Genomic DNA, 12952 nt, shown 5'->3' with positions numbered 1-12952 from the left:
GCCTTCGGGAACCGCCCGGCGAGAAAAACCCGACTACTCTGACGAGAACTGACCGGTCACGGTTTGGCCGGTTGAAATTGCTGCGCAATTGGCACAGATTGGCAGCCAAACAACTACAACAATGACTTCACCTGCCGTTCTGCCCGGTTTTTTCAGGGGTCTGACAGACATTCCCTTAAAGCCTGTGGGAAGAGGTGAAAGTTAAAGACCAAGGGGTCGCTGTTTGAAAAAAAGTCTGTTCATCACGGGCCTCAGTGGGTTCGTAGGACAACACATCCAGTCACGTCTGCAAGGGGAAGACGCGACGTGGCAGCTGCTGCCTGCCGCCTCGGCCTACGACCTGACAAAACCGGACAGCCTCATCGATCTGTGGCCACAGCTGCCCGACGCGGTCATTCACCTGGCTGGCCAGACCTTCGTCCCCGAAGCCTTCCGCGACCCGGCACGCACCTTCGACATCAACCTGCTCGGCACCTTGAACCTGTTGCAGGCCCTCAAGGCCCGTGGCTTCAAGGGCACGTTCCTGTATGTCAGCTCGGGCGATGTCTACGGCCAGGTCGAAGAACCCGCGCTGCCGATCACCGAACAACAACCACCCTGCCCGCGCAATCCCTATGCGGTCAGCAAGCTGTCGGCCGAATTCCTCAGCCTGCAATGGGGCCTCAGCGAAGGCTGGCCGGTGCTGGTGGCGCGGCCGTTCAACCACATCGGTACCGGGCAGAAGGAAAGCTTCGTCATCGCCAGCGCCGCGCGGCAGATCAACCGCATCAAGCAAGGACTGCAAGCGCCGCGCCTGGAAGTCGGCGACATCGATGTCACCCGCGATTTCCTCGATGTCGGCGACGTGGTCTCGGCCTATTTCGCACTGCTGGAGAAAGGCACGCCGGGGCAGGTCTACAACATTTGCTCAGGCCGTGAGCAAAGCATCCGCAGCCTCATCGAACAGATGGGCGACCTGGCCGAGGTCGAGCTGCAACTGGTTCAGGATCCGGCACGCATGCGCCGCGCGGATCAGCGTCGCGTCTGCGGCAGCCACCAACGGCTGGCCCGGACCACAGGATGGACGCCGCAAATCACTACACAACAATCCCTGCGGGCGATCCTGTCCGACTGGGAGACGCGAGTACGACAAGAATGACAAAAAGTGCATTGATCACCGGGATCACCGGCCAGGACGGCGCGTATCTGGCCAAGCTGCTGCTCGACAAGGGTTACAAGGTTCACGGCCTTGTCGCACGGCGCAGCAGCGATTCACGCTGGCGCCTGCGGGAGATGGGCGTCGAAGCGGACATCGTCTACCTGGATGGCGACATGGCCGATGCCTGCTCGGTGCAGCGCGCGGTGATCAAGTCGGCACCGGACGAGGTGTATAACCTGGCAGCCCAGAGCTTCGTCGCTGCCTCCTGGGACCAACCGGTGACCACCGGGATCGTCGATGGCCTGGGCGTGACCCACCTGCTCGAAGCGATCCGTCAGTTCAGCCCGCACACGCGTTTCTATCAAGCGTCCACCAGCGAAATGTTCGGTCTGATCCAGGCCGAGCAGCAAGACGAGAACACCCCGTTCTACCCGCGCAGTCCTTACGGCGTGGCCAAACTCTATGGCCACTGGATCACCGTCAACTACCGCGAAAGCTTCAACCTGCACGCCAGCAGCGGCATTCTGTTCAATCATGAATCGCCCCTGCGCGGCATCGAATTCGTGACCCGCAAGGTCACCGACGCCGCCGCCCGGATCAAACAGGGCAAACAGCAGGAGCTGGCCCTGGGCAACATCGACGCCAAGCGCGACTGGGGCTTTGCCGGTGATTACGTCGAGGCCATGTGGCTGATGCTGCAACAGGACAAGCCCGACGATTTCGTGGTCGCTACCGGCGTCACCACCACCGTGCGCGAGATGTGCCGCATCGCCTTCGATCACGTCGGCCTGAACTACCGGGATTATGTGAAGATCGACCCGGCGTTTTTCCGCCCGGCGGAAGTCGAAGTGCTGCTCGGCAACCCGGCCAAGGCCCAGCGCGTGCTCGGCTGGAAACCCAGGACCGACCTCGACACCCTGATCCGCATGATGATGGATGCGGACATGAAACGCGTCGCCAAGGAGTAGGCAGGCCATGCTGATCCCCGTGATTCTGTCCGGCGGTGCCGGCACCCGTTTGTGGCCGGTTTCCCGCGAAGGCCATCCGAAGCCGTTCATGACCCTGCCCGACGGCCAGTCGCTGCTGGGCAAGACCTACCGGCGCGCCGCCGCGCTGCTGGACGGTTGGGGCGACATTGTCACGGTGACCAACCGCGAGTACTACTTCCAGAGCAAGGATCACTATCAGGCCGCGCGCCTGTCCCGGCATCGCGGACACTTCCTGCTCGAGCCCACCGGACGCAACACCGCACCGGCCATTGCGGCGGCGGCACTGTCGCTGCAAGCCCTGCACGGCGATGCGGCAATCATGGTGGTGATGCCCGCCGACCATTTGATCGTCAATGAAGAGGCGCTCAAAAGCGCGGTCGAGCACGCGGTCAATCTGGCGAAGGACGGTTATCTGGTGACCTTTGGCGTGGTGCCGACCGCCCCGGAAACCGGCTTCGGTTACATCGAGACCGGCGCACCGCTCAACGACCGGGGCGCGGCCAAGGTCCAGCGTTTCGTGGAAAAACCCGATCTGCAAACCGCCACCCATTATCTGGAGAGCGGCAATTTCCTGTGGAATTCGGGGATGTTCTGTTTCTCCACCGCAACGGTGATCGCCGAGCTGGCGCTGCACGCCCCCGAGCTGCTGGAACAGGCCCGCGCCTGCATGGCCGCCAGCGAACCGGTGGAAACCGCCGGTTGCCTGCAACAGGAACTGTCGCCCCAGCTGTTCGCCGAGATCACCGACATCTCCATCGACTACGCACTGATGGAGCGCTCGGAAAAGGTTGTGGTGGTGCCGGCGGGTTTCGACTGGAGCGACATCGGATCATGGGGTGCAGTGGCCGCGCTGGTGCCGGCGGACGCGGATAACAACCGCGCCAGCGGCGAAGCGATCTTCATCGACAGCCGCAACAACTTCGTTCAAAGCGATGGCCGGATGGTGGCTGCCGTCGGTGTGGAAGACCTGATAATCATCGACACCGCCGACGCCGTGCTGGTAGCCCACGCCGACCGTGCCCAGGATGTGCGACGCGTGGCCAAACAGCTCAAGGACAAATCCCACGAAGCCTATCGCCTGCATCGTACGGTCAGCCGTCCGTGGGGCACTTACACCGTGCTCGAAGAAGGCCCGCGCTTCAAGATCAAGCGCATCGTGGTCAAACCCGGCGGCAAGCTGTCGTTGCAGATGCACCATCACCGCAATGAACACTGGGTGGTGGTCGAAGGCATGGCCAAAGTCACCAACAACGGCAGCGGCACGACGTTGGTGGCGAAGAACGAATCGACGTTCATCGCCGCCGGTCACAAGCACCGTCTGGAAAACCCCGGCGTGATCGACCTGGTGATCATCGAAGTGCAAAGCGGCGAATACCTGGGAGAGGACGACATCGTCCGCTTCGAAGACCAATACGGCAGGACGGTGTGAATGCTGCTTTCCCTGTACCGCTCGCTGCACGACTACCGGGGTTTCATCCTCGGTAGCGTCAAGCGGGAGTTTCAAGCGCGGTATCGCAATTCGCTGTTCGGCGCGCTGTGGACGGTACTCAACCCGCTGTCGATGATCATCGTGTACACGGTGATCTTTTCCCACATCATGCGCGCCCGCCTGCCCGGCGTGGACGACGGCATGGCCTACAGCGTCTACCTGTGCGCCGGGCTGCTGACCTGGGGCCTGTTCTCGGAAATCACCCTGCGCAGCCAGAACATGTTTCTGGAAAACGCCAACCTGCTGAAAAAAATCAGCTTCCCGCGCCTGTGCCTGCCGGTGATCGTGCTGCTCAATGCAGGAATCAACTTCGTGATCATCATCGGCCTGTTCCTCGGGTTTCTGCTGATCAGCGGGCGCTGGCCGGGCATGGCCCTGCTGGCACTGGTGCCGCTGCTGGCGCTGCAAGTGCTGTTCTGCGCCGGACTGGGCATGATCCTCGGCGTGCTCAACGTGTTCTTTCGCGATGTCGGGCAATTGTTCGCCATCTGCCTGCAATTCTGGTTCTGGCTGACACCGATCGTGTATCCGCTGAGCATCCTGCCCGAGTGGGTGCAGCGCCTGTTGCAGCTCAATCCGCTGACCAACCTGATCGGCAGCTATCAAAACCTGTTCCTCTACGGTCAGTGGCCGGTGTGGAGTTCGCTGCTGCCGATCTTCGTGATCGGCCTGCTGCTGTGCGCGGTCGGCCTGCGCCTGTTTCGTCGGCGGGTCGGCGAAATGGTGGATGAACTCTGATGGGGCACATACGCGTTACGGGCCTGGGCAAGGCCTACAAGCAGTACCCCACCCGCTGGAGTCGCCTGGCCGAATGGCTGATTCCGTTTTCGCCGATGCGCCATCGCCAGCACTGGGTGCTGCAGGACGTAAATTTTGAAATCGCTCCCGGTGAAGCGGTGGGTATTGTCGGGGTCAACGGCGCCGGCAAAAGCACCCTGCTGAAAATGATCACCGGCACCACTCAACCGACCTGCGGCCAGATTCAACTCGAGGGCCGGGTCGCGGCGCTGCTGGAACTGGGCATGGGGTTTCACCCGGACTTCACCGGCCGACAGAACGCAATCATGGCCGGGCAACTGCTGGGCATGCAGGTCGAAGACATCGAAGCGCTGATGCCGGACATCGAACGCTTCGCGGAAATCGGCGAGGCCATCGATCACCCGGTGCGCACCTACTCCAGCGGCATGCAGATGCGCCTGGCCTTCAGCGTCGCCACCGCGCGCCGCCCGGATATTTTGATCGTCGACGAAGCGCTTTCGGTGGGCGATGCCTACTTCCAACACAAGAGCTTCGACCGCATCCGCAGCTTCCGCAAGGCCGGCACCACGCTGTTGATCGTGTCCCACGACCGCTCCGCGATCCAGTCGATCTGCGACTCGGCGATCCTGCTCGAAGGCGGCCACATGGTGATGCACGACAAACCCGAAGCGGTCATGGATTACTACAACGCCCTGCTCGCCGAACGCGAAGGCCAGACCGTGCGCCAGGAACTGCTCGACGGCGGCCAGGTACGCACTGTGTCGGGCACCGGCGAGGCCGGGATCCTCAGCGTGCGCCTGCTCGATGAACGCGGACGCTCCATCGACGCCGCCGAAGTCGGTCAGCCGGTGACACTGGAAGTCGAGGTGGAGATTCGCCAGGACATCGAGCGGCTGGTGCTCGGCTTCATGATCAAGGATCGCCTGGGCCAGGCCATGTACGGCATCAACACCCACCGTCAGAACCAGGCGCTGGAAGACCTGAGTGCGGGTGAACGTATCATCTATCGCTTCGCCTTCGTCATGGGCCTGGGCAAGGGCAATTACTCCGTGGCCCTGAGCCTGTCGCGACTGGACTCGCACCTGGACCGCAACTTCGAATGGCGTGACTACGGTCTGGTGTTCCACGTGATCAACAACCGCCAGGAAGATTTCGTCGGCTGTTCATGGCTGGGCGCCAGCACCTCGATCACCCGCCACGCGGACAGCCTCGCGGAGCGCGCGCCATGACCCGCCTGCTGGTTGAATGCACCCACGTGTTCAAACACCCGAAGGTCAATTCGGGGATTCAGCGGGTGGTGCGCAACGTCATCAAACAGCTGCCGCCGAGCGCCGAAGGGATCGAATGCGTGCCGGTGGTTCTGCTCAAGGGCCAGTTGTACCGAGTGAAGCGTCTGGCGCCGCTGGATTCGCCGCTGTTCAATGCCATCGTCACGTTTGGCGAACGTCTTGAACGGCTGGCTCATCGTTTCTGGCAGCTGCATCAACGGCTGGACACTCGTTGCCGCACAAAACTGGCACGACGCGTGTTGTACGTCGGCTATCGCCTGACCTCGTTCGGTGCATTCGGGCTACCGCTGCGGCTGGTCGGGCTAGTCAATCGCTATCAAATGCCCCAACGCTGCGAGCCGCTGCAACACCAGCCGGGCGATCAACTGGTGCTGCTGGATTCGTCCTGGCATTCCGACTTTTTCCTGCATGCCGAGCGCCTCAAACAGGAAGGTCTGGGCATCGTTGCGGTGATCTACGACCTGATTCCCTTGTCCCACCCGCAGTTCTACGACACGCGGCTGGTCGAGGTGTACAGCGAGTGGTTCGACTGGATCGCCCGCAACGCCGACGGCTTCATGGCCATTTCCGCCACCGTGCGTGATCAGTTGCGTGCAGAAATGCAGCGTCGCCTCGGGTCGGCACAAGTCGGCAAACGCTGGTTCGACTACTTTCACCTCGGTTCGGAGCTGGATCTGCAGAGCGTCGAAGCCGCCGTCGAACCACGTTTGCAACAGCTGTTCGCAACACCGGAGCCGGTGTTCCTGATGGTCAGCACCATCGAGCCGCGCAAGAACCACGACTATCTGCTGGATGCCTTCGACCATGCCTGGGCGAACGGCTCGAAAGCCCGGTTGTGCATTGCCGGGCGCATTGGCTGGAAGTGCGACGCGCTGCTGGCCCGGATCCGCCATCATCCCGAGCTGAACCGACGCCTGTTCATGTTCAACGACTTGAGCGACACCAGCCTCGAACATGCCTACGCCCATGCCAGCGCGCTGGTGTTTCCCTCGTTCGTCGAAGGTTTCGGCCTGCCGCTGGTGGAAGCCATGCAGCGCGGGCTGCCGGCGATGGGCAGCGACATCCCGGTGTTTCGCGAGATCGGCGGTGAGTTCATGGCCTATTTCGACCTGCAGTCGCCGCAAAGCCTCGCCGATCTGGTGCAGAGCTTTGAGCGCAGCGGCCGATTCCCCGCCGCCCGCGATGTCAGCGACTGGCATTGGATCGGCTGGCGGGAAGCCAGCGCGCAACTGGCCGAGCGTACCGCGCGCCATGTGCTGGAGGCACCTCAGGTGTCAGCGAGGCAACATGCGCATAGCCCTTAACGCCCGCATCCTCCAGGCACCGCGCACCGGCATCGGCCATTACGTGGCCGAACTGGTGAATGCCTTGCACACTGAAACCGATATCGAGGTGGCGCTGTTCCATGGCTGGGGCTGGAGTGCGCAACTGCCGGAAGCGGCGATGCCCGGTTATTCGCGCCTGACGCCGCTGCTGCGGCAGATCCCCGGGGCCTATCAGGCGCGCCGCTGGCTTGAACAGAAACGCTTCGATCAGGGCCCGGCGCAACCGGTCGATCTGTACCACGAACCGAGTCTGTGGCCGCTGGCCTTCGATGGCCCGACCGTGATTACCCTGCACGATCTCACGCACCTGCATTTCCCCGAGACCCAGCCACCGGCGCGGCTGCGGGAAATCGAGCGCCGGCTCGCCGAAGGCGTACGCCAGGCGCGGATCATTCTGACCGACTCGCAAGCCATCGCTGACGAGGCCCGGGAGTATTTCGGACTGCCTGCCGAGCGCTTCGTGGTCGCGCCGCTGGGTGTCGCCGAGCGTTTCAGGCCGCGCGATCCACAAGCCATCGATGCGGTGCTCAAGGCCCATGCGGTCGAGTACCGGGAGTACTTTCTCTGCGTCGGCACCCTGGAGCCGCGCAAGAACCTGAATCTGGCCCTGCGCGCCCACGCGCTGTTGCCAGATCGGGTGCGCCAGCGTTTCCCGCTGTTGATCGTCGGCATGGCCGGCTGGCAGCGCGACCAGTTCAGTGATGAATTGCGACAGGCACTGGCTAGCGGGCACGTGTGCCTGCTCGGCTACCTGCCCGATGAGCAAGTCGCGCAATTGCTGGCCGGCGCCCGGGCGCTGATTTTTCCGTCGCTGTATGAAGGTTTCGGCCTGCCGGTGCTGGAAGCGATGGCCAGCGGCACGCCAGTGGTAATCACCCGCTCTTCGGCCATGCCGGAAGTGGCGGGCGACGCCGGCAACTATATTGAAGCTGACGATGCAGACGGCTTGCGTGATGCGATGAGCCGACTGATCGATGATCAAGCGCACTGGCAGGCATGCCGGGAAGCCGGATTGCAGCAGGCACGGCTTTTTTCCTGGAAGCGTTGCGCGCAGGCCACGGCCGGCGCCTACCACCAGGCCATGGGAGGTTGAATGCGAGTTCTTCATTTCTTCAAGACGTACCTGCCTGACTCGGTCGGCGGTATCGAGCAAGTGATCTTTCAACTCTGCGAAAGTGGCGCCCAACACGGCATCGAAGGCCAGGTGCTGACCCTCAGCGCCAATCCAGAACCTGCGGTGGTGCGTCTCGGCCAGCATGAAGTGCATCGGGCCAAACTGGATATCCAGTTCGCCTCCACGGGTTTTTCCTGGAGCGTGTTCAAGCAGTTTCGTGAACTGGCCGCCGAAGCCGACGTAATCAACTACCACTTCCCGTGGCCGTTCATGGATCTGGTGCATTTCGCCAGCGGCGTGAACAAACCGACGGTGGTGACCTATCACTCGGACATCATTCGCCAGAAGCACCTGCTCAAACTCTATCGCCCGCTGATGAACCGCTTTCTCGCCAGCGCCGACCGGATCGTCGCGGCTTCGCCGAACTATCTGCACACCAGCGACGTGTTGCAGCAATTCCAGGACAAGACTCGCGTCATCCCCTACGGCTTGAACAAGGCCGGTTATCCACAGCCCGACATCGAGCGCATGAATCGCTGGCGGCAGCAGCTTGGGGACAAGTTTTTCCTGTTCGTCGGGGTGATGCGCTATTACAAAGGCCTGCACATCCTGCTCGAAGCCTTGAAAGACGTGGACTATCCGGTGGTGATCGTCGGCGCCGGCCCGCTGGAGCAGGAACTGCACGCCCAGGCCGCGGCCCTGGGTCTGCGCAACATTCATTTCCTCGGGCGGCTGAGCGATGAAGACAAGGTCGCCCTGCTGCAACTGAGCTACGCCATCGTCTTCCCATCGCACCTGCGCTCGGAAGCGTTCGGCATTTCGCTGCTCGAAGGCGCGATGTACGGCAAACCGATGATCTCCAGCGAGATCGGCACCGGCACCAGCTACATCAACATCCACAACGAAACCGGACTGGTGGTGCCACCGAGTCATCCACCGGCATTTCGCGAAGCGATGCGCACCCTGTGGGAAAACCCGGCCCACGCCGCCGAAATGGGCCTCAAGGCTGAGGCCCGCTACCGGCAGTTATTCACAGCCGATGAAATGGGCCGCAAATGGACCGAGCTGTATCAGGAGCTGCTGGAGGAAAAGGCGTTGTCCTACGCCTGATCCGTTACAGATCCAGCACCAGCGGCTGGGCACTCTGCGCCGGCACCGCGCAGCAAATCAGCACCTGCCCCTCCTCCGGCACTTCTGCCGGAGGCTGTGGATAATTCACCGCGCCGCTGATCAGCCGCGTCCTGCAGGTGCCGCACGAACCACCGCGACAACTGAATTCCGGCCGCAGGCCGCGGCTTTCCGCCAGCTCCAGCAGACTGCCGCCGTCGGGCTGCCAGCGCGCTTCCTTGGCTGAACGGTTGAACACCACCGATACTGACGTGGTCGCGGCCGGCGGTTGTTCCATCACGATCGCATCCGGATCGGGTTGACGCTTGAGGGTCGAAGGACCAAAGGTTTCTGCGTGGATCTGCCCGTCCCGCACATCCAGTTCGCGCAAGATGTCATAAATACCTTGGGTAAAACCGCCGGGACCGCAGAGCACGAAGTCGACCTGATCGAAGTCCTCGTCGGTCAGCAGATTGCGCAACAGATCGCCATCGATACGGCCACGCAGGTCGAAGTCTTTTCCTTCGACCAGATCGTCTTCCGGCTGACTTAGCACTCGCAACACCTTCACGGCATCACCGGCATCCTCCAGCAACCGATCCACCTCCGCGCGAAACGGCTGGTCGGCGAGGCTGCGGGAACTCTGAACAAACAGGGTCGGACGAATCCGCCGGGTCCGCAGGCCCTGATACACCACCTCACGCAGCATCGACAGCAGCGGCGTGATGCCGACTCCGGCCGCCAACAACACCAGTGGACGGCGCTCCAGCGCCTCGACCGTGAAATGCCCTTGAGGCAAGCGCGCCTCCAGCACATCGCCTACGCGAATCTGCTCATGCAGGTGCGTCGACACCCGGCCTTCGCGTTTCACGCTGATCCGGAAGAAATCATCCGACGGCGCGCCGGACAGGCTGTAGGTACGGATGTGCACCTCGCCATCGAGGGTGAACCGCAGCGGCAGATGCTGCCCGGCGAGAAACACCGGCAGTCCTGCGCCATCGTCCGGCTCCAGATAAATCGAGCGGATGTGACGGCTTTCCATTTCGACTTTTGCCACGCGCAATGGCCGCCAGCTGTCCCCCAATGCCTTGGCCTGCAACCGTGCATCGGCCTGGGCCCAGTTACCGGTCAGCAGGCTGGTGGGTGACATGCCGTCGAAGCGCCAGCGAAGAGCCAGCGCTGCCGGACGCCGAACCAGTTTCTCCACCTCAAACGTCCACAGGCGTTCGGCGCCCTGGAAGGCCTCGATCTGCGGCGCCTCGAGAATGATCTCGGTGCGACCGCTGAGCTGCAACACATCACCTGTGGAAAAGTCGATGAACAGCAAGCCGGCCAAGGGATTGAGCAGCAGATTGCCCAGCGTGTTGAAGTGCAGGTTGCCGGCAAAATCAGGGATCGTCAGGCGATTACCCTCGATCCGCACAAAACCGGGCTGACCGCCGCGGTGGGAAACATCCACCGAACGCTCGCCGTCGACATCAACGTAACTGGCGACAAAGAAAGTGTCGGCGCTTTCGATCAGCGCAATGGCGGCGTCATCGAGGCTGTCACGGTGTTCGGCTTTGCGGGTCTGCGGATCGGTCAGCGGCACCCGCTGAAACTGACGCAATTGAATGTATTGCGGGCAGTTGCCGAACGATTGATCCACCGTCAGACCGAACCCGTTCGCGTCAAGATTATCGATGTGGCCATTGAGCCGATTGCGCCGGCGGGTGTGCAGTTCGATACCAAGCAGACCAATGGCGGCGCCGGCTTGTAACTGCGCCGGGTCATCGGCAGCCGGCAGACTGGCGAACTGCAGTTGCGTCGGCTCGGGAGAGTGAGCAAAGCCCGGCTCCCCCTCCAGCACACTGGCCCAGGGTCGACCTTCGGCATCCACCGCGCCGTACAGCATGAAAGGCAATTGCTCATAGAACTGGCGGTGTTGATCCGGCATCCAGGTGCGAATCACCTTACGCCCGAATTCCGCCATGCGCTCGGCAACGCCGACATGGGCCTGTAACTGTTGCTCGCCAGCGTGCCACGGTGAACGTTCCATCACGGTCTCTCCCCTGCGCCGTCGGCGCAGATTGAATGTCAGACGGTGGTTTGCAGGCCGGCAATGGTGCGCGGCATGCCGACAAAACCGGGCAGCGCCTCGATGCGCGAAAGCCAGGCGCGAACGTTAGCGTAGTCGTCCAGCGACACATTGCCTTCCGGTGCGTGGGCAATGTAGCTGTAGGCCGCCACGTCAGCGATGGTCGGCTCAGTACCCGCCAAATACGGGGTTTTGCCCAGTTCCAGGTCCATCACCTTGAGAAAGTTGTGCGCACGGGTGATGACTTCCTCGGCGTTGAACTTCGCCCCGAACACCGTGATCAGGCGGGCGGCCGCAGGGCCGAAAGCAATCGGCCCGGCGGCAGCGGACAACCAGCGCTGCACATGCGCGGCGCCGACCGGATCGCTCGGCAGCCAGCGGCCGTTGCCGTATTTCTGTGCCAGGTAGACGAGAATCGCGTTGGAGTCGGCCAGTACCACGCCATTGTCATCAATGGCCGGAACCTGACCAAAGCTGTTGATAGCCAGGTATGGCGCCTGTTTATGTTCGCCCTTGGCCAGATCGACGAAGATCAGTTCGGTCGGCAGTTGCAACAGTGACAACATCAGTTCGACGCGATGGGCGTGGCCGGAACGCGGGAAGTTGTAGAGTTTGATCGCTTGCATGGTCGACTCCGCTGGATGATGGCGCCGTTCAGGGTGGACGGCGGCCGTGGGAGCCATCTTCCACCTATCGTGAAAACAACAGAATCACCAGCAAACGCAATCCATTATTTCTCTGGATGAAATAACGCGGCGTTTTTCAGCGCCGGATGCTCACGCAATGCGTTCACCATGAAATCGACAAAACTGCGCACCCGCGCCGGCGCCTTGCGTCCGCCCTGATACACCACATGGATCGGCAACGCAGGCAGTTCGAACTCGGCGAGGACGATTTCCAGTTCGCCGGAGGCGACCTTGCTGGCCACCTGATAAGACAGCACCCGGGTCAGTCCCAGGCCCAGCGACGCCGCCGTGATTGCAGCCTGATTGGCCGTGACCACCAGACGCGGTTCCGGTTTTACCCCGATGAGTTCACCGTGTTCCATAAATGGCCAGCTACGCTGCTGGCCGATGGCCGAAGTCGCCACCACCGGCGCCCCGGCCAATGCCTGTGGATGGGCAGGCCGACCATGGACCGCGAAGTATTCCGGCGAGCCGCAAATCACCCGTCGTACCTCACCTACACGGATCGCATGCTGATTGCTGTCCGGCAACTCACCGATGCGCACCGCGACGTCGATGCCCTCCTCGACCATGCTTACTACCCGGTCGAGCAACAGGGCGTTGATGGAAACGTCCGGGTATTGCGTCAGATAACGCGCCATCACCGGCGTGACAAACAGCTCGCCGAATAAAACAGGCGCCGTCACCGTCAACTGCCCACGGGGCTGGGTATGACTGCCGGCAGCGGAGTCCTCCGCTTCCTGCATCTCGGCGAGAATCCTCCGACAGTCTTCCAGGAAACGCAGACCGGCTTCGCTCAAATGCACGCTGCGGGTGGTACGGATCAACAACTGCGTGCCGATCCGCTGCTCCAGCGCCGCCACCGCCCGGGTCACGCTCGCCGCCGACAGACCCAGACGCCGCGCCGCAGCGGAAAAACCCTGTTCCTGGGCGACGATGGCGAAAACCTGCATTTCCTGGAAGCGATCCACTTTTCAAC

11 protein-coding genes are annotated in these 12952 nt (G+C 62.2%); 8 read left to right on the top strand and 3 right to left on the bottom strand.

The features are described 5' to 3' along the window. Positions 1–223: 223 nt before the first annotated feature. The 8 genes from AC07Y2_RS07805 to AC07Y2_RS07770 are packed head-to-tail and all read left to right on the top strand — an operon-like array spanning position 224 to position 9213. On the top strand, positions 224–1138 hold the full coding sequence (locus AC07Y2_RS07805) for a GDP-mannose 4,6-dehydratase (protein WP_103385804.1): 915 nt from the start codon (positions 224–226) through the stop codon (positions 1136–1138). Beyond that, the gene (gene gmd / locus AC07Y2_RS07800) at positions 1135–2106 is read left to right on the top strand and encodes a GDP-mannose 4,6-dehydratase (RefSeq protein WP_039765008.1); all 972 of its coding nucleotides are present in this window, start codon (positions 1135–1137) and stop codon (positions 2104–2106) included. The genes AC07Y2_RS07805 and gmd overlap by 4 nt, the downstream gene beginning before the upstream one ends. Before the next feature lie 7 nt (positions 2107–2113). After that, positions 2114–3556, top strand: a complete 1443-nt coding sequence (locus AC07Y2_RS07795; RefSeq protein ID WP_103385805.1) for a mannose-1-phosphate guanylyltransferase/mannose-6-phosphate isomerase — start codon at positions 2114–2116, stop codon at positions 3554–3556. Next, on the top strand, positions 3557–4354 hold the full coding sequence (locus tag AC07Y2_RS07790; RefSeq protein WP_103385806.1) for an ABC transporter permease: 798 nt from the start codon (positions 3557–3559) through the stop codon (positions 4352–4354). Next, positions 4354–5604: an ABC transporter ATP-binding protein gene (locus AC07Y2_RS07785; protein ID WP_039765002.1), complete on the top strand. Its 1251-nt coding sequence runs from the start codon at positions 4354–4356 to the stop codon at positions 5602–5604. The genes AC07Y2_RS07790 and AC07Y2_RS07785 overlap by 1 nt, the downstream gene beginning before the upstream one ends. Beyond that, positions 5601–6968 (top strand): glycosyltransferase family 4 protein, encoded by a 1368-nt coding sequence (locus AC07Y2_RS07780; RefSeq protein WP_085667310.1) that lies wholly within the window; start codon positions 5601–5603, stop codon positions 6966–6968. The genes AC07Y2_RS07785 and AC07Y2_RS07780 overlap by 4 nt, the downstream gene beginning before the upstream one ends. Beyond that, entirely contained in the window at positions 6952–8082 is a 1131-nt protein-coding gene (locus AC07Y2_RS07775; protein WP_039764999.1) for a glycosyltransferase family 4 protein, read from the top strand. The genes AC07Y2_RS07780 and AC07Y2_RS07775 overlap by 17 nt, the downstream gene beginning before the upstream one ends. After that, positions 8083–9213, top strand: coding sequence for a glycosyltransferase family 4 protein (locus AC07Y2_RS07770; protein WP_103385807.1), 1131 nt, complete (start codon positions 8083–8085; stop codon positions 9211–9213). It abuts the gene before it with no gap. A gap of 4 nt (positions 9214–9217) precedes the next feature. Here the strand turns inward: AC07Y2_RS07770 and AC07Y2_RS07765 are convergent, their stop codons facing one another. The 3 genes from AC07Y2_RS07765 to AC07Y2_RS07755 form a co-directional block, all read right to left on the bottom strand. Then, positions 9218–11248: a 2Fe-2S iron-sulfur cluster-binding protein gene (locus AC07Y2_RS07765; RefSeq protein WP_103385808.1), complete on the bottom strand. Its 2031-nt coding sequence runs from the start codon at positions 11246–11248 to the stop codon at positions 9218–9220. A gap of 38 nt (positions 11249–11286) precedes the next feature. Next, complete coding sequence (locus AC07Y2_RS07760; protein WP_039764994.1) at positions 11287–11913, bottom strand: glutathione S-transferase family protein; 627 nt, start codon at positions 11911–11913, stop codon at positions 11287–11289. Positions 11914–12017: 104 nt separating this feature from the next. Beyond that, positions 12018–12944 carry a LysR family transcriptional regulator gene (locus AC07Y2_RS07755; protein ID WP_085667306.1) on the bottom strand — a complete coding sequence of 309 codons (927 nt, stop codon included), beginning with the start codon at positions 12942–12944 and terminating at the stop codon, positions 12018–12020. Positions 12945–12952: the final 8 nt, after the last annotated feature.

It is taken from the genome of Pseudomonas sp. GW456-12-1-14-TSB6 (assembly GCF_059424205.1).
Note: the sequence above shows the minus strand (reverse complement) of the source record. Positions and strands in the feature narration are given on the sequence as shown.

What these genes read in the sequence shown, in the direction of transcription:
- gmd (WP_039765008.1), top strand. Translation starts at nt 1,135, where the DNA reads ATGACAAAAAGTGCATTGATCACCGGGATCACCGGCCAGGACGGCGCG.
- AC07Y2_RS07795 (WP_103385805.1), top strand. Translation starts at nt 2,114, where the DNA reads ATGCTGATCCCCGTGATTCTGTCCGGCGGTGCCGGCACCCGTTTGTGG.
- AC07Y2_RS07790 (WP_103385806.1), top strand. Translation starts at nt 3,557, where the DNA reads ATGCTGCTTTCCCTGTACCGCTCGCTGCACGACTACCGGGGTTTCATC.
- AC07Y2_RS07785 (WP_039765002.1), top strand. Translation starts at nt 4,354, where the DNA reads ATGGGGCACATACGCGTTACGGGCCTGGGCAAGGCCTACAAGCAGTAC.
- AC07Y2_RS07780 (WP_085667310.1), top strand. Translation starts at nt 5,601, where the DNA reads ATGACCCGCCTGCTGGTTGAATGCACCCACGTGTTCAAACACCCGAAG.
- AC07Y2_RS07775 (WP_039764999.1), top strand. Translation starts at nt 6,952, where the DNA reads ATGCGCATAGCCCTTAACGCCCGCATCCTCCAGGCACCGCGCACCGGC.
- AC07Y2_RS07770 (WP_103385807.1), top strand. Translation starts at nt 8,083, where the DNA reads ATGCGAGTTCTTCATTTCTTCAAGACGTACCTGCCTGACTCGGTCGGC.
- AC07Y2_RS07765 (WP_103385808.1), bottom strand. Translation starts at nt 11,248, where the DNA reads ATGGAACGTTCACCGTGGCACGCTGGCGAGCAACAGTTACAGGCCCAT.
- AC07Y2_RS07760 (WP_039764994.1), bottom strand. Translation starts at nt 11,913, where the DNA reads ATGCAAGCGATCAAACTCTACAACTTCCCGCGTTCCGGCCACGCCCAT.